A 15,047-nucleotide genomic window follows, 5' to 3' on the forward strand; every position below is an offset into this window, starting at 1 on the left:
CGGAGGCGCAGGTTAAACCTGCGCCTTCGAGATCACGACCCGTCGACTGGTGCCCGCACGCGCGGCGGCGCGCCCATCGCCTTGCGGCCGCTGTATTCGGCTAGCCCAATGCCGCAGAAGACGAGCGCCATCGCGAACGCGTGGTACGGGTAGAAGTCCTCCCCCAGGATGAGGATCGAAAGCAGCGTGCCAAAGATTGGCACGAGGTTGACGAACAGGCCGGCACGGTTGCCGCCGATGAGTTCGTTGCCGCGGATATAGAAGACTTGGGCGAGGACCGACGGCATTGCAGCGGTGTAAAGCACGATCATCCAGCCGCGCAGGTCCGGCAAGATAAGGCTGCCGGTTGCGTATTCCCAGGCGAGGAAGGGGATCGAGCTTAAAAGGGCCGATGTCGCAAGCACGGTGATCGTGCTCAGCCAGTGGATGTCCGGCTTGAAGCGTAGGGACACGGTGTAGATCCCGTAGAACAGGACGGCGAGCAGCATCAGAAGATCGCCGACATTGATGTCGAGTTCCGCAAGCCGCGATAGATCGCCGTGGCTCGCTGTCAGCGAAATGCCAATAAGGGAAAGCGCGAAGCCTACAAGCTGAAGCCTTGTCGCCCTTACCTGGAACAGACAGAAATTCAGCACGATTATGACCATCGGAATGGCCGCTTGCTCGATCGACACGTTGACTGCCGACGTGAACGTGAGGGCGCTGTAGAAGGCGGCGTTGAAGCAGGTGAAGCCGATCGCTCCAAGCATGGCCATAAGCGGCAGGTTGCGCCTTACCTGCGGCCAATCGCGATTGAGCGGTTTCCATGCGAACGGGAGGAGAATGGCAAGCGCCACGATCCAGCGCAGGAAGGTCAGGGCGAAAGGCGAGACATGGCCGACCGCCAGCTTCCCCGCAACTGCATTCCCGCCCCAGAAGAGCGTGGTGAGCAGGAGGATGGTGTAGGCCTTGTTGTGCATCGGTGGCTTCCGGGCAGTCTTCGAGGCGGTAGGAGGCAATAGCCGGTTCAATGCGCTTCGTAAATCGAACGGCGCGAAGAAAACCGGCGGAGCGCAGGCGGTATCGTTGAAAGGGAGTCGCATCGCCAGGCGCATGACGGTATAGAGCCTGTGGTTTTTCACGAGCAGCCGGGCGTTCCGCGCAAGGCCGGCAAGAAGGATGCACTGATGGCGAATGTTGTGGTCGTCGGCTCGCAGTGGGGCGACGAGGGAAAGGGCAAGATTGTCGACTGGCTGTCGGAGCGCGCCGACGTGGTGGTGCGCTTCCAGGGCGGGCACAATGCCGGCCATACGCTGGTGATCGACGGGGTGAGCTACAAGCTCTCGCTTCTTCCCTCCGGTGTCGTGCGCGAGGGTAAGCTGTCGGTCATAGGCAACGGTGTCGTTTTCGATCCGCACGCTTTCGTGGCCGAGATCGAGCGCCTAGCGCAGCAGGGTGTGTCGGTATCGCCGGAGAGCCTGAAGGTCGCTGAAAATACTGCGCTGATCCTGTCGCTGCATCGCGAACTCGACGCCTTCCGCGAGGACGCGGCCTCCAACTCGGGCACCAAGATCGGCACGACGCGGCGCGGCATCGGGCCGGCCTACGAGGACAAGGTGGGTCGCCGCGCAATCCGCGTCATGGACCTTGCCAACATGGAGACGCTGCCGGCCAAGGTCGACCGACTTCTGACGCACCATAACGCGCTTCGCCGGGGGCTGGGCCACCCGGAAGTTTCGCACGCGGCCATCATGGAGGAGCTTTCCTCGGTGGCAGACCGTATCCTGCCCTATGTCGACCGGGTGTGGAAAATCCTCGACGACGCGCGCCGCGCGGGAAGCCGCATCCTCTTCGAGGGTGCGCAGGGCACGCTGCTCGACATCGACCACGGTACCTATCCCTTCGTCACTTCGTCCAACACGGTGGCAGGCCAGGCGGCCACGGGTTCGGGGTTGGGACCGAGCGCTGTCGATTACGTCCTGGGCATCACCAAGGCCTATACGACCCGCGTTGGCGAAGGGCCTTTCCCCACAGAGCAGGACAACGAGGTCGGCGATTTCCTGGGCACGCAGGGCAACGAGTTCGGAACGGTGACGGGGCGTAAGCGGCGCTGCGGCTGGTTCGATGCCGTGCTCGTGCGCCAGGCGGTGGTGGCGAACGGCATGAGCGGCATCGCGCTTACCAAGCTCGACGTGCTCGATGGGCTTGACGAGGTCAAGGTCTGCACGGGATACAAGCTCGACGGGCAGACGATCGACTATCTGCCTGCCGGCCAGGGCGCGCAGGCGCGGCTGCAGCCGATATACGAGACGCTCGAAGGCTGGAAGGAGACGACGCGTGGCGCCCGCAGCTGGAACGATTTGCCGGCCCAGGCAGTGAAATATGTCCGCCACATCGAGGAGCTGATCGGCGCTCCCGTGGCGCTGCTGTCGACCAGTCCGGAACGCGAGGACGCGATTCTGGTGACAGATCCCTTCCAGGATTAGCGAGCAGGTAGCTAAGGCTTTGAATCTACGAATTGATCTTTTTAGAAGGCGATTCCATTGTTTGAGGCCATGCTGTAGAGTCACCACAATTTCATGCATGTTGCGGGTGAAACTCGGGCAGTGAGAGGGCAGGAGCGAACAGTTTAGGCATGGCGGATTTTGCTGCGGTTTTGCGCAAGACGATCGGTGCGCTGAAAGAAAATACCCCCGCAACGCGGGCGAAGGTCTACGAAAAGGCACGCGCCACCATCGACGCCAAGCTGGCTGCGGTCTCGCCACCACCTTCGCCGCAGCTTGTCGAGCGCCAGAAGAAACTGCTGGAAGACGCCATCAGCACGGTCGAGGCTGAGTACGCAGAGCCTGCGGCCACTCCGCCGGAAGACGATCTCGACAGTGTCATGGCGGAGCTGAGCACTCCGTTCGGACTGCGCCCTTACCCTGATGCCGACGAGGCGGAAGCCGAACCGACTGTGGAGATGGCAGCGCACGATCGGGAGGAAGCCGCCGCGGCGGATCACGCCCATGCCACGGATGCGGACGGCGAGACCGACGAGGCGCATCACCAAACTTCTGAGTGGCCGGGGGGCGGTGCAGCGGATGTGCCCGTGGACGGGTCGGAATCCGGCCCGGATGAAGATGTAAGCCTTCCCGGAGACGAACCTGGCCGCCGACGTCGCAGGGCGGGCGGATGGGGCGCGCTGCTCCTCATCGTGGTTCTGCTTGGCGCCGCGGCAGCCGGCGCGTGGCTTTATCGCGACGACGTGGCGCAACTGGCCGGATTTCAAAGCTTCGACCAAATGATGGCGCGGGATACCGACACCGCACCGCCCGAGGAGGTGGGGGACGCGCCGGAGGAAACCGCGCAGGCGAGCGATGAGGCAGAGAGTCCGGAACCGGCGGGCGAGGAGCCACCAGCCAAGTTTACCCAGCGCCTGACGCCGGAGGGCCGGGAAGTCGATCCAGGCCCCGCCGGTGGTCAGCCGGGTGTGGGCGAGGGCACCTCCGTTGCCGAGGCCACGCAAAGCAGCGCCGCACCGGGCGAGGATAGCGGCGCCGGTGAGACGGAAGGTGAAGCCTCCCTACCTGTAGGCCAGAGGGCAATCTTCTACGAGGAGCGCACGAACGCGTCGCAAGGCTCCGCCGACAGTGGTGCGGTGGTATGGTCGATTGTCGAAGAGTCGCCCGGCAACAACCTGCCGCCCGAGCCGGCCATCCGTGCCGAGGCTACCGTCCCCGATAAGGGATTGCAGCTCAAGATGACCATCCGGCGCAATGTCGATCAGTCCTTGCCGGCAAGCCACATCATGGAGCTCATCTTCCTGACGCCCGACGACTTTCAGGGCGGCAGCATCGATAATGTGCTGCGGGTGGCCATGAAGCGGTCGGAACAGGATACGGGCAGTCCGCTCCTCGGCATTCCGGCAAGGATTGCACCCGGGTTCTTCCTGGTGGCGCTGAGCGACAGCAGAGCGGATGTAGAAACCAACACACTGCTCATGCGGCGACAGAACTGGATCGACATTCCGATCGTTTATACGTCCGGCCGCCGCGCCCTCATCACATTGGAAAAGGGCGTGCCCGGCGACCGGATCTTCACTGAGGTATTGGAGGCCTGGCAGAGGGGATCCAGCGGGTAAGACCTGCTGTCTCCTCTGCCTTGCCTTGCCGGAAGAAGGAAATTAGACGGCGGCGCTCTGTCCTTCGCCCTGAGCGGTGCGCGGAGGCTGCGCCTGCTTCCTTGCCGAAGCCTGCACCGCTTCCTGGACCTTCTCGAATGCGCGCACCTCGATCTGGCGGACACGCTCACGGCTGATGTCGAACTCGCCGGAAAGCTCTTCGAGCGTTAGCGGCTCATCGGACAGCCGCCGCGCCTCGAAGATGCGGCGCTCGCGGTCGTTCAGGATGCCCATCGCGTCGCCCAGCATGCGACGGCGGGATTCAAGTTCGTCCTGCTCGACCAGCATTTCTTCCTGGCTGTCGTGCTCGTCCACCAGCCAGTCCTGCCATTCGCCGGACTCGCCCTCGGTGGCACGGATGGGCGCGTTGAGCGAGGCATCGCCGGAGAGGCGGCGGTTCATGGAAACCACTTCCTCCTCGCTCACGTTCAGCCTGGTGGCAATCTCGGACACCTGCTCGGGGTTGAGGTCGCCCTCGTCGAGCGCCTGGATCTTGCCCTTCACCTTGCGAAGGTTGAAAAACAGGCGCTTCTGATTGGCCGTGGTGCCCATCTTGACCAGGCTCCACGAGCGCAGGATGTACTCCTGGATCGACGCCTTGATCCACCACATGGCATAGGTGGCCAGCCGGAAGCCACGCTCCGGCTCGAACTTCTTCACGGCCTGCATCAGGCCGACATTGCCCTCGGAGATCACTTCGCCGATCGGCAAGCCATAGCCGCGGTAACCCATTGCAATCTTCGCCACCAGCCTCAAGTGACTGGTGACCAGCCTATGTGCAGCATCAGTATCCTCATGCTCGCGATAACGCTTCGCAAGCATGTACTCCTCTTCCGGCTGCAGCATAGGAAAGCGGCGGATTTCTTCGAGATAGCGGGTAAGACCGCCTTCTCCCGAAACAATGCTCGGTAGTGTCTGGGCCATTTCAGCACCCTCCTCATCTTCAGCGTCCCCTAATCAAAGGCGGACGGAAAGCGCGGCCGCGCCAGCGCGCACCGCGCCACGTTCTATATAGGAACAAATTCCGAAAGGCAAAAGCTTCCGGTAACGGTCAACAAACCGTGACCGACCGTGAACAGCGACATCACGCCGGCTTCCGATTACAAACGGGCGAAACGCGCCAACAGTTCCGCTAAGTCAGCCGGAATCGGCGCTTCAAACCGCATTATAGCGCCGGTCTCAGGATGACGGAAGGCCAACATGCGCGCATGCAGCGCCTGGCGCGGAAATGTCGCAACCATGTCCGCCAGCGGTTGCGGCAGGCGCTTCGCCTTGGTGCGGAAGGCGCGGCCGTAGGCGGGGTCGCCAATGAGCGGGTGGCCGATATGCGCCATATGCACACGGATCTGATGCGTACGGCCGGTCTCCAGGCGGCATTCCACGAGGGCGGCGATCTCCTCGTTCGGCTGGCCGTAGCGCTCAACAACGGTGTAGTGGGTGACGGCGAGACGGGCGTCGGGGCGGCCCTCCGGCACCACGGCGCGCAGGGTCCGGTCGTGGGTAGAGCGGCCGAGCGGGGCGTCGATGGTGCCGGAAAGGCGCTTCGGCACTCCCCACACCAGCGCTACATAGGCGCGTTCAAGGTCGCCCGTACGGCCGTGGTCGGCGAAGGCCTCCGCCAGCGCCCGGTGGGCGCGGTCCGTCTTGGCCACCACCATGACGCCGCTCGTCTCACGGTCCAGCCGGTGCACGATGCCGGGCCGGCGCACCCCGCCAATGCCCGACAGCGTGTCGCCGCAATGGTGGATGAGCGCGTTCACCATTGTGCCCGTCCAGTTTCCTGGGCCGGGATGCACGACCAGGCCGGCCGGCTTGTTGACTACGATCAGCGCATCGTCCTCATAGAGGGTATCGAGGGGGATGGCTTCGCCCTCGGGCTCCGGCGCTCCGGCTTCGGGTAATATGATCCTGTAAAGCTCGCCGGCGGAAACTTTGCGCTTCGGCTCCGTGACGGCGGCCCCTTCGAGCGTCACGGCGCCGGCACGAATGAGCGCCTGCACGCGGCTGCGCGAGATATCCGGCGCGAGGGCGGCGGCAAGCCACTGGTCAAGCCGTTTGCCCGCGGCCGCCTCGTCGGTGGCAAGCTCTTTCAATTCCGTGTCGGCTTCGCTATCAGGATCGCTCATTTTCCGACACATCCTGCGATTGGGTACCCATGGCCGGACCGGCGCCGAACCAAAACGACGAAGACAAGCCGCTGGACCCGGCGGCCGAACGCGTGCGCCGCAAGCTCGTGCGTTTCATGGGCATCAATCTCGCCATCCTCTTTGCGGCGGTTATGGCGGTGGTGCTGGCTCTTGTCTACCGGTCGATGACGCCGCAGCCCGATGATGCGGCCCTCACGCAGGCGCCGGCCTCGGGCGAGGCACTGTCGGGCGATATCCGCCTACCGGCAGGTTCGCGGATCGTTTCGCATGCGATCTCGAGCAACCGGCTGACGCTGCATCTCAGGCTTGCCGAAGGCGGTGAAGCAATCGTCGTCTACGACATGGCCGAAGGGCGGACGGTCGGCCGCCTCGAGATCGGCTACGAAACGCCATGAGCCCGGTGGCAAGCCGCCGCATCGCGCTTACGACGTTGGTGGTGCGCGACTATGACGAGGCGATCGCCTGGTACCGCGAGAAGCTCGGCTTCGAGGTAGCCGAAGATACGCCGCTCGGGCAGGGCAAACGCTGGGTGGTGATGGGGCCGCAAGGCGCAGACGGCGCCTGCCTGCTCCTTGCCAGGGCGGACGGCTCGGTCCAGGAGGCGGTCGTCGGCGGGCAGACAGGCGGGAGGGTTTTCCTCTTCCTCCACACGGACGACTTCCGGCGCGACTATCATGCCATGCAGGCGCGCGGTGTGGCGTTCCGCGAAGAGCCGCGGCAAGAAAACTACGGCACGGTGGCCGTTTTCGCCGACCTTTACGGCAACCTGTGGGACCTCATCGAGCCCAGGAACACGAATGTTTGAGGCAGCGCGATCACGCCTGTTGCATTTGCCGGCGATCACGACTATATCGCGGCCTTCAGCCGGACGCTCCCATCGTCTAGCGGTCTAGGACGCCGCCCTCTCACGGCGGAAACAGGGGTTCGAGTCCCCTTGGGAGTGCCAAACAATTCCCGAGTGATATAGGACCGTGGGCGGTCACTTCTGCCTCTTCAAGAGTTCGTTGATGGCGCTGCATCCAGGTACTTGAGGGGACAATCGCCAAAATCGAACGCGAGCGCCTTGCGAAGTAGGAAATCTCCCGCCCCGTCGACTTCGGGCGTGCGGCCTTGACTATTGTGAGGGCTGTACCGCCGCACCCTCACAGCCCCTCCTGGTCAGCGAGCGGTTCATCGCCTCAATCCGGCCAATGGCGATACCTTGCTCCCGTTCCGCTCGAGATCTTAAATCGGGTAGAAGCGACCCGAGTGGAGGGTGCTTCTGGATCTTGAGCATTCTGCTGTGATCGACCGTTGCATTTCGCGGTAGGTTGAACCGAGCGGCTTCCTGGTTCCGGAGCGTCGTCAGTTCCTTGCATGAGAAGTCGTCGAATTGGATCGACGATATGATTTCGCGGTGCATGGCAGTGGTGATGCTCTGACACCCTGCCATCGTGCCGACGCCGCAGAGTGCCGCAACATGCGCCAATCTTGCCATCGAGAGCATTGCTGCCTTCTCCGCCACGGCCGACGGCGTCTGTCCGGGGCCAGTTGAAGACTATATCACGAAAGGGAGAAGCTAGACCGCCAGTTCAGCTGTCCGGGCCTCTGAAGCTAGAATTGGTGCCTCTGCAGGCATAGCGGTTCGCACTAAAAGCTATCGGCCGAAACGCGTGGTGATCGCGGCCTTGTTAAACAAGATTCGCCATGCTCAGGCACCGTGATTGAGCGGCTGAGTACAGTGGCCGCGATTGGATAGACACCAAAAGAGATGCCCCAGCCGGAATCAGACGGGGGCATCGTCTCTCAGCAGAGGCCAGCTTGCTTCTGCTCGGGCGTGCACTCTTGGGCCGGCGCCTCTTCGGGAGCAGCTTCCTCGGGCTGCGCCGGCTGTTCGGGAGCCTCTTCGGTCGGGGGCTGCTCGGCCTGCTCGCTGTTAGGAGCTTGGTCGGCCGGCTGTTGCTGCTCTGCGGGCTCCTCCTGCGTCGGCTGCTCCTGGGCAGGTTCGCCCTGAGGCGGCTGCTCCTGGGTGGGGGCAGGTTCTTCCGCGGCCGGTTGTTCTGCAGGTGCCTTCTCAGGGGGCTGTTCCTGCGCTGGCTGCTGCTCCTGGATGGGCTGCTCCTGGTCGGGAGCCTGTTCTGCCGGCTGCTCATCAGCCGGTGCTTCCTCCGCCGGAGCCTGTTCGGCTGGTTGCGTCTCGCTGGGGCTTTGTTGCTCCTCGCTCGGCGGTTGTTCCTCCTGCTCCGCAGGCTCCTCCGTTGGTGCGGCTTCACCTGCTGGCGGCGCTTCCTCGGCGGGTGATGCTTCCTCCGCCGGCTGCTCGGCCTCGGGGGTTTCTCCGGTTGCTGATCCCTGTGCCTGAATCTCCTGGCCCGCTGTAGGGGCTTCAACCTGAGTAGGCTCTGCGGCTTCCGCGGGTGTAGCGTCCTCGCTCGCAGCGATCTCACCTCTGAACACGGTGGGAGTGTCGGCCTGAGCCGCCTCGGCAGGATCCTGCACCTCCTGAATTTGGACGACCTGCACCTCTTCCTCGGAACGCTCCTGGACAAAGTCGATGTCGACGACGTTATTGACCACGATATCGTTCTGGACGCTGACGGGGCCGAGCACCTCGGTCCGCTCATAAATCACCGGCACCTCTTCGCGGTTGACGATCACCACCGTGAGATCGGGCGCGGTGAACTGTTCGACGGGCACGAACACCCAGTAACCTTCGGGAGGCTCGGTCGAAACCTCAATCTCGACCACGAAGCCGTCGCCTTCCGGCGGCAGCGGCGCCCAGCCGAGATAGTCGTCTCCGCGCCGCCAGGAAACCCAGGCAGGCGCCCAGTGCGTTCCCGGCACCCAGAACCAGCCAATATCCGGGTCATAAGCCCAGCGGCCGTAATGATAGACCGCCCAGGCGAAAGGCTCGTCCGAAACGAAGTACCAGCCATACTGCTCGGTGTAGACCCAGTGGCCATTTGTGTATGGCTCCCAACTCGCTTCGACCTGCGTCGGCACCCAGACATACCGGTATTGGGGGTGGCTGACCCAGTTCCCGTGTTCCTGCAAGCTGTCGAAGAAGATGTCGATGCCGACTTGCGCCTCCTGGGCGTGCACAGGCACGGTGCCAGAAAGCTGGAGTTGCGGAATGGCCGACGGCCCCAAAAGGAGGGCGGCGGCCGCGACACTGACAAGAAGCTTTTTCACGGCAGTAATCCTTCTATCAGATCAGTGGCCGATGAATTTCCTAAAGCCGCTTTTGTTCCTCTTGGGCGAGGAAACAGGAACCATTGCGAGTTATATTGGACTAAATACCCTAGCTTATTTAGGACCAAAGCCCAAAAGACATACGCTCTGGCAGTTCCACTAGTAAGGCCGATCGAGGGATGGCCTCCTTCCTGCGATCGTGACCAGTGCGACTCGAAAATCGGAACAGGTTTCCGATCTGCACTTCACGAATGGACCCCCGTATCCGGAAGCGGCTGGACAACTTCATCGACCGCTCCGGCGGGAAATTCCACGCCCTCCTTCTCCAGAGCAGTCATGATAGCGGTAATCTTGTTATAGGCCGCTTGTGAGCGTGGCAGCGCCCTTCTTTTCCATTGCCACAATCGTGTTGACGTTGACCGCCTGCCCTTTGGGCAAGCTCTGGTAGTTCCTTTCGGATCGTTGCGGTGAGTGATAGGTTTTGATCCGGGTTGGAATGGTGCTCGATTGTCGTGCCGACGCAATCCTTAGTGGAGGTGAGCCCAATGATCCGCAAATGGCGGCGGCTGGACGAAGCCGGCTTGGAGGTCTTCCAGATCGCGCCTGATGCCGAGGGGTTCCGTGCCACCTCAACGATCGTGCATGCGGGCGCCGAAGCATTCGGCATGAGCTATATCTGGCTGCTGGATCAAGGCTGGCGAACGCGCCAACTTGATCTGCGCCTCTCCAGCCCGACACTACGAGAGATGCGAATCCAGCGTGCGCCCGACGGATGGCTGGTCGACGGGCGGAAAGAGCCTGACCTGGTTGACTGCGAGGAGGTCGATCTGTCGGCGACGCCGTTCTGCAATTCGCTGGCGATACGTCTGTTGAAAGGTCCCGGCGCTTTGACGGCGCTGTATGTGGACCTGCCTTCATTGCAACTGCTGCCTTCGCGTCAGCGATACGAGGTTCTCGGGGACAAGCGATGGCGATATGTCGACCTCGGGGTAGCCGAAGGATTCGAAGCCAACCTGACGGTCGACCAGGACGACCTCGTCATTGACTACGAGGGCCTGTTCAAAGCCGTCGAGTAGGGTCGGGGCAGCACAGCCGAGAAAAACGGTCACGCTGACCCGCTTGGCGCTAGTCCCATGAGTTAATGCCGATCTGGTCGTCGCCGACGACAACTTTCGCCTGTTTGGTGCCGATCAGAACCCATGTCTCGCAGACCTCGTTGCCGTCGTCGAAGGCGGCCCACTGCCGGCAGAATTCATCGCCTTTTATTCTCCAGGTGCCTTCGAGAACGAAAGTCTTCGTCCCGTCATCCGTCTTTGCCTGTCCGTTGCCGCGCCCGTCACTGGTGAGCACAAGTTCACCCGAATATCCCGTCCCGGGGCCGCCCAGCCGAATGTTCTTTCCGGCTGACAGGAGCTCGGACAGTTCCTTGCCCCCCATCTTTACCTCGTCGGCAATCGCAGGGCTGAGGCCAAACTGCACCATCAGAGCTGCACAGATCGTATACTTGAGCATGTCAGTCTCCCATTCATCCTCGGTGGGCGTGCCGCATCAGTTTACTCTGGCGCGGCAGAGAGCCTCTCGGCGAATTTGGGTGAGCGTGTGCATTCAATGGAGGTATGGCACGAGAGGACATCGCGATTAACGGTTCGGGCATTTCGTTCTTCGCCAATTCGATCTCACGAAGGAGAATGGGGAACGACCTTCAAGTTGGGCTAAGCTGTGCCGCCATTGCTCAGTAGTAGTTGCAGCTTTTCGATCGCACCCTGCAAAATACCGACTGCCTCTTCATTGATGTAGAAACTGATCTCGCCTTCATCCGTGTAGAATGTTAGGATCCCTAGTGTTATGCCGTTTTCGCCTGTTACCTCGCCGATTTGAAGTCCGGTTGGCACATGGGGTTCTTTTTCCAGATCGTTCATCTTATCGCTCACTGTGTGTTTCACCGACTAGATGTGTTTGGGCTGGCGCTGGCGCAGGAGGAAATCGAGACTTTTGGCGTCTCTTTGAAGAGCGGTAGGCCGGCGCGCTTGCACGAGGATAACTTCGTGAGGTTGGCCTGCCAGTGTGGCGGGAAGCGATCCACGCACGCCGAACCGGCGAAGGACTGGAAGGTTCCGGCCGGTGGGTCTTTTGTGGTGGCGGTGGCGAGAGAGCACCGAGAGCCGCCGCCTTAGCTATCAATCGATGCGAACGTCACAGGTGACTGAGTGCGCCTCGTCAGTGACTCGGTCATCGTCGCTGGACAATTCGACACCAGCAGCAGTTTGCTTGGATTGGACAGGGCAAAACGGAACGATTGGTGGCGCTGGACATTAACTCGGCCTCGCAGAGCTTCATCTTGAAGCTTTCGATCGGCCGTTTGGGAGCAGGGACAAACGGAGCAGGGGCCTGGGATCGAGGATGTCGAACGTAGAGCAACTCTCGGTTACCACGAGCAGATTGAGCGAGTACGACACGCTCATCGCGGCAGCGCCCAGCGCGCTTGATGCCATTCCCGGTGCTGTCTATCTCTGCGACCGGGAAGGATGGCTCGTTCGTTACAATTCGGAGGCAGCTGAACTTTGGGGGCGTTCTCCCTCGACTGGCGAAAAACGTGAGCGCTTCTGCGGCTCGCATCGCCTTTTCCTCCCAGACGGGACGCCCCTAGCACACGAAGACTGCCCGATGGCGACGGCAGTGTTGACCGGGGAGGCGACACGCAATGCCGAAGTCGTGGTAGAAAGGCAAGACGGGTCGCGCTTCGTTGCCTTAGTTAACATTCGTGTACTGAGAGACGGCCACGGCAGGATTCAGGGCGCGATCAACTGCTTTCAGGATGTTTCCGCGCAGAAGGCGATGGAGGAGGAGGTCCGCCGCAAGAGCGCTGATCTTGAGGACTTTTTCGAAAACAGCGCAGTCGGCCTTCACCTCGTGAACCGCGAAGGGATAATCCAGCGCGCGAACAAGGCCGAGCTCGCCCTCCTTGGCTATACGGCCGAAGAATATGTCGGCCGCCACATAGCGGAATTTCACGCGGATCCGCCGGCGATCGATGACATCCTCAAGAAACTGTCCTGCGGCGAAAGGCTGGACCGCTATCCCGCGCGCCTTCGTGCCAAAGACGGCTCCATCAAGCATGTGCTGATCACATCCAACAGCCGCTTCGAAGAGGGCAAATTCGTCAATACGCGCTGCTTCACAACCGATGTGACTGGCCTCTACGAAGCCGAGCGCGCACGTCGCGACAGCGAGGATCGTCTGGCGGCGACCTACGAGGCCGCCACGATCGGTATCGCCGAAGCCGATGCGGAAGGGCGCTTGCTACGTGTGAACGACGCCATCTGCAGAATGCTCGGACGCTCGCGCGACGAACTGCTGAACATGACCTTCTTTGACTATACGCACGAAGCAGACCGCGCGGAAGATGCGGCCTGCTACGCCCGTCAGATCCGCGGCGAACTCGACAGCTATGTGCTGCGCAAGCGAGCACAAAAGCCCGACGGCACGACGGTTTACCTCGACATCCACAGCTCCTCCGTGCGTGAAGCATCCGGCGAATTTCGCTATGGCGTGCGGGTGATACAGGACGTTACCGCCGCAAAGCGACTGGAGGATCGGATCCTCGAGAGCGAGCGATACATGCGCAACCTCCTTGAGGCGTTGCCTGCCGCAGTTTACACGACGGATGCGAAAGGTCGCATCACCTTCTATAATAAGGCGGCGGCGGAGATGGCCGGACGAACGCCTCAGGTCGGCGATCTATGGTGCGTTACGTGGCGCCTCTACAACCCTGACGGCAGTCCCCTCCCACACGACGAATGTCCGATGGCGGTGGCGCTAAAAGAGGGTCGGCCTGTGCGAGGAGTTGAGGCTATCGCCGAGCGGCCCGACGGCACCCGCATTCCGTTCATTCCCTATCCAACCCCGCTACACGATGGCAAGGGGAAGCTCATCGGCGCCATCAACATGCTTGTCGACATCACTGAGCGCAAGCGTGCCGAGAGCAGACAGAAGGTCCTCATCGACGAACTCAACCATCGAGTTAAGAACACGCTTGCGACCGCACAATCGCTCGCGGGGCAAACGGCGCGTCATGCTGAGAGCCTGGAGGATTTTAACCGCCAGTTCGAAGCGAGGCTGCTTGCCCTTTCGCGCGCGCATAGTTTGCTGACCGAGTGGCAATGGGAGGACACACCCCTGGATTCGCTTGCCCGCGCGGTACTGGCACCCGTCGCCGGTGAGGCGGCAGTGCGGATCACAATCGATGGGCCCTCCGTCGACCTCAACCCACGCGCAGCGCTAAGCTTCACAATGGCTCTTAACGAGCTAGCCACCAATGCTGTCAAGTACGGGGCGTTGTCGTCCGAAACGGGCACGATTTCAATCAATTGGCGCCTTGCTGGGAAACGGCATTCAATGTTGAGTCTCAAGTGGCGCGAGTGCGGAGGGCCGCCGGTAACGCCGCCGACACGGCGTGGGTTTGGCACCCGCCTGATGGAACGTTGCATTGAGCGGGATCTCGAGGGCAAGTTCGACCTCGCCTTTAGCCCCGACGGGATATCCTGCCACATCTCGATCCCACTGGCGGGACGCCATGAGTGAACTGGTCGGACTTAGAGTTCTCGTCGCAGAGGACGAGGGCCCCATCGCCCTAATGATAGAGGACATGCTGCAGGATCTCGGCTGCGAAATCGCGGCTTCCGTGGCGCGACTCGGCGACGCGCGGGAAATCGCAGCCACGGAAAATCTCGATCTTGCGGTGTTAGACGTCAACTTAGGTGGTCACGCCGTCTTTCCCGTCGCCGAGATTCTTCGCGAACGCCAAATACCGTTCGTGTTCAGCACCGGGTACGGCGCGAGCGGCCTGCCCCACGAATTTTCTGCCTACCCGGTGCTCGGCAAACCGTTTTCCATGAGACAACTGCAGCAGAAAATCTCACTGGCCCTGAAGCGTTGACGTCCAACAAGTTTTTGGGCGTCAGTAGTTCCGGTCAACCCGGTAACGACGAGCCAAGCAAGTGTCCTGCCGCTTTCCGGCGCGCCACTGCGGGTCTTCGGCATTACGACGGTGGCGGCCAGCGACTGGGGCGTGGAATGGGGTCCACTGTGCCTCCGCCCGCCACCGCTGATCAAGGTAGCGCGGACGTGCGCATCACCAGCAGTGGAAGGCAGTCTAGCGCACTGCTGCCTCGATATCCTCGCAGCGTATCCACCAACGTTGCTCAACGGCCGCTTCGCGCAGTTGCTCGACGATGCCTTCGTCCGATCCCGACAGGTCGACTAGGCAGAGGCGCTCACCGTTGCTCTCCAAAACGCTAATATTCACATTCCGGCAGCCCTCGGGCATAATGTCTCCATTACTGCCCAGGACCTGCTCAAGTTGCTGCTGGTCCTGGCATGCCGGGATCGACTCCTGAGCGGTTGCAGCAACGGGTATCGCGATGATGCATGCAATACCTAGCAATGTCATACGCACGGCTTCCTCCTTCTGCTTCCAGAGACGAAACTCGATAGGCGCTGGATTGTTCTACGGAAACTGCGCCCGACCCCGTCGACCGATCTGCGTGATGAGCCGGCTTAGGCGAGCATCGTCCTAGCCAGCGCTGCGG

14 protein-coding genes and 1 tRNA gene are annotated in these 15,047 nt (G+C 61.8%); 8 read left to right on the plus strand and 7 right to left on the minus strand.

From position 1 onward, the window contains the following. Positions 1-32: 32 nt before the first annotated feature. The gene (locus N5A92_RS19960) at positions 33-959 is read right to left on the minus strand and encodes a DMT family transporter (RefSeq protein ID WP_260905746.1); all 927 of its coding nucleotides are present in this window, start codon (positions 957-959) and stop codon (positions 33-35) included. A gap of 207 nt (positions 960-1,166) precedes the next feature. Between N5A92_RS19960 and N5A92_RS19965 the strand changes: the two genes are divergently transcribed. Then, positions 1,167-2,465, plus strand: coding sequence for an adenylosuccinate synthase (locus tag N5A92_RS19965; RefSeq protein WP_260905747.1), 1,299 nt, complete (start codon positions 1,167-1,169; stop codon positions 2,463-2,465). A 149-nt stretch (positions 2,466-2,614) separates the two neighbouring features. Continuing rightward, entirely contained in the window at positions 2,615-4,102 is a 1,488-nt protein-coding gene (locus N5A92_RS19970; RefSeq protein WP_260905748.1) for a hypothetical protein, read from the plus strand. 42 nt (positions 4,103-4,144) lie between these two features. Here N5A92_RS19970 and rpoH read toward each other — a convergent pair whose 3' ends face one another. Further along, positions 4,145-5,065, minus strand: coding sequence for an RNA polymerase sigma factor RpoH (gene rpoH / locus N5A92_RS19975; protein WP_260905749.1), 921 nt, complete (start codon positions 5,063-5,065; stop codon positions 4,145-4,147). A 176-nt stretch (positions 5,066-5,241) separates the two neighbouring features. After that, positions 5,242-6,267 carry an RluA family pseudouridine synthase gene (locus N5A92_RS19980; protein ID WP_260905750.1) on the minus strand — a complete coding sequence of 342 codons (1,026 nt, stop codon included), beginning with the start codon at positions 6,265-6,267 and terminating at the stop codon, positions 5,242-5,244. Positions 6,268-6,296: 29 nt separating this feature from the next. Between N5A92_RS19980 and N5A92_RS19985 the strand changes: the two genes are divergently transcribed. The 3 genes from N5A92_RS19985 to N5A92_RS19995 all read left to right on the plus strand — a co-directional run bounded on the left by N5A92_RS19985 (position 6,297) and on the right by N5A92_RS19995 (position 7,234). Continuing rightward, positions 6,297-6,683, plus strand: a complete 387-nt coding sequence (locus N5A92_RS19985) for a fimbrial protein (protein ID WP_260905751.1) — start codon at positions 6,297-6,299, stop codon at positions 6,681-6,683. Next, the gene (locus N5A92_RS19990) at positions 6,680-7,093 is read left to right on the plus strand and encodes a VOC family protein (protein WP_260905752.1); all 414 of its coding nucleotides are present in this window, start codon (positions 6,680-6,682) and stop codon (positions 7,091-7,093) included. Before N5A92_RS19985 ends, N5A92_RS19990 begins: the two co-directional genes overlap by 4 nt. Positions 7,094-7,158: 65 nt before the next feature. Beyond that, positions 7,159-7,234 (plus strand) — tRNA-Glu (locus tag N5A92_RS19995). A gap of 839 nt (positions 7,235-8,073) precedes the next feature. On the opposite strand, the gene N5A92_RS20000 is transcribed toward N5A92_RS19995, so the two are convergent. Next, positions 8,074-9,459 carry a DUF6600 domain-containing protein gene (locus N5A92_RS20000; RefSeq protein ID WP_260905753.1) on the minus strand — a complete coding sequence of 462 codons (1,386 nt, stop codon included), beginning with the start codon at positions 9,457-9,459 and terminating at the stop codon, positions 8,074-8,076. A 545-nt stretch (positions 9,460-10,004) separates the two neighbouring features. On the opposite strand from N5A92_RS20000, the gene N5A92_RS20005 reads away from it, so the two are divergent. Further along, the gene (locus N5A92_RS20005; RefSeq protein WP_260905754.1) at positions 10,005-10,535 is read left to right on the plus strand and encodes a putative glycolipid-binding domain-containing protein; all 531 of its coding nucleotides are present in this window, start codon (positions 10,005-10,007) and stop codon (positions 10,533-10,535) included. Between the two features lie 49 nt (positions 10,536-10,584). On the opposite strand, the gene N5A92_RS20010 is transcribed toward N5A92_RS20005, so the two are convergent. Together N5A92_RS20010 and N5A92_RS20015 are read right to left on the minus strand one after the other, a co-directional pair. After that, complete coding sequence (locus N5A92_RS20010) at positions 10,585-10,971, minus strand: hypothetical protein (protein ID WP_260905756.1); 387 nt, start codon at positions 10,969-10,971, stop codon at positions 10,585-10,587. A 200-nt stretch (positions 10,972-11,171) separates the two neighbouring features. Next, on the minus strand, positions 11,172-11,378 hold the full coding sequence (locus N5A92_RS20015; RefSeq protein WP_260905757.1) for a hypothetical protein: 207 nt from the start codon (positions 11,376-11,378) through the stop codon (positions 11,172-11,174). A gap of 481 nt (positions 11,379-11,859) precedes the next feature. Between N5A92_RS20015 and N5A92_RS20020 the strand changes: the two genes are divergently transcribed. Together N5A92_RS20020 and N5A92_RS20025 are read left to right on the plus strand one after the other, a co-directional pair. Then, positions 11,860-14,040, plus strand: coding sequence for a PAS domain-containing sensor histidine kinase (locus tag N5A92_RS20020; protein ID WP_260905759.1), 2,181 nt, complete (start codon positions 11,860-11,862; stop codon positions 14,038-14,040). Further along, entirely contained in the window at positions 14,033-14,395 is a 363-nt protein-coding gene (locus N5A92_RS20025; protein WP_260905761.1) for a response regulator, read from the plus strand. The genes N5A92_RS20020 and N5A92_RS20025 overlap by 8 nt, the downstream gene beginning before the upstream one ends. Before the next feature lie 216 nt (positions 14,396-14,611). Here the strand turns inward: N5A92_RS20025 and N5A92_RS20030 are convergent, their stop codons facing one another. Beyond that, complete coding sequence (locus N5A92_RS20030; RefSeq protein WP_260905763.1) at positions 14,612-14,914, minus strand: hypothetical protein; 303 nt, start codon at positions 14,912-14,914, stop codon at positions 14,612-14,614. Between the last annotated feature and the right edge of the window lie 133 nt (positions 14,915-15,047).

The organism is Chelativorans salis (assembly GCF_025336525.1).
Lineage (GTDB): Bacteria > Pseudomonadota > Alphaproteobacteria > Rhizobiales > Rhizobiaceae > Chelativorans > Chelativorans salis.